This is a genomic window from Kitasatospora sp. NPDC048715, from assembly GCF_043198905.1.
GTDB lineage: Bacteria > Actinomycetota > Actinomycetes > Streptomycetales > Streptomycetaceae > Kitasatospora > Kitasatospora lactacystinica.
In genome coordinates, this window is record NZ_JBICVH010000046.1 from 1 (window position 1) to 1216 (window position 1216).

At 70.1% G+C, this 1216-nt stretch carries 2 protein-coding genes; one reads left to right on the forward strand and one right to left on the reverse strand.

Annotation, left to right across the window (positions count from 1 at the left end; translation table 11 throughout):
- Positions 1-276 precede the first annotated feature (276 nt).
- Positions 277-729 carry a hypothetical protein gene (locus ACGFSC_RS42845; RefSeq protein WP_359915655.1) on the forward strand — a complete coding sequence of 151 codons (453 nt, stop codon included), beginning with the start codon at positions 277-279 and terminating at the stop codon, positions 727-729.
- A 130-nt stretch (positions 730-859) separates the two neighbouring features.
- Here ACGFSC_RS42845 and ACGFSC_RS42850 read toward each other — a convergent pair.
- A partial coding sequence (locus ACGFSC_RS42850; protein WP_392865352.1) for an electron transfer flavoprotein subunit alpha/FixB family protein occupies positions 860-1216 on the reverse strand: 357 nt, incomplete at its 5' end.

Genomic DNA, 1216 nt, shown 5'->3' on the forward strand with positions numbered 1-1216 from the left:
TCCGCCGCGAACGGAGCGATCTTCGCCTCGGCCAGCGAACGCACCGCCTCACGGAGCATCCCGTGCTCCTCGGAGATCCGGAAGAGATCGAAGTCCTGGCTCATGATCGCCACTCCTGTTTCACGACGGTACTCAGTACCCTTCATTATGCATGCGCGCGGCAAAAAGGGAACTCAGTGCCTTCCCTTCGCGGTACTGAGTTCCCTATTCTTTTCGTGCCGAACTTCTGCCGAACTTCTGCCGAACGAGCCGGTCCGAGCGCAGGGAGATGACAGCGTGATCCACTCAGCCATCGATGCCGACACCCGCAGCACGACGCTGTACTTCCAGCGCTGCACGTGGTGCAACAACCCGACCTTCCAGCGGCTGCTCTGCCCCACCTGCGGATCCACCGACCTCAGGCTGGAGCCCAGCGAGGGCACCGGCGTGGTGCGGCGCTGCGCGGTCGAACAGGCCCGGACGCCGCTGGTCCGTCAGAAGTCCCTGATCCGCATGGCGGAGGGCTTCGACGTCTGGTGCATCGTGGACGGGATGCGCAGCACCGTGCCGGTCGGCACCCGGGTGCGGCTGCTCCCCTCCCCCGACTCCGACCAGCCGGAACTGCGGCTGCTGCCGATGGAGCCGCCACCACCGGTGCAGGACACCGAGCCGCGCCCGCTGCCGCCCGCCCAGGGCGGCTTCACCCAGCACCTCGCCACCCAGCACCTCGCGGCCTTCGTCGCGGAGTGATCCGCCGGGGGACCGTGCGGCGGGCGGGGCGGACGGCGCGCCCGGGGCGCTGCCGGAGAACGACGGAGAACGACGGAGGGCGTGGCACCGAGTACCACTCGGCGCCACGCCCTCCGCTGTCGTCCGGGGATCAGGCCTTGCGGGCCTTCACCTCGGCGGTGAGCTGCGGCAGCACCTCGAAGAGGTCGCCGACCACGCCGTAGTCGGCGAGCTCGAAGATCGGGGCCTCGGGGTCCTTGTTGACGGCCACGATGGTCTTCGAGGTCTGCATGCCGGCCCGGTGCTGGATCGCGCCGGAGATGCCGTTGGCGACGTACAGCTGCGGGGAGACCTGCTTGCCGGTCTGGCCGACCTGGCTGCTGTGCGGGTACCAGCCGGCGTCCACGGCGGCACGCGAGGCACCGACGGCCGCGCCCAGCGCGTCCGCGAGCTCCTCGACCACGCCGAAGCCCTCGGCGGCACCGACGCCGCGGCCGCCGGAGACCAC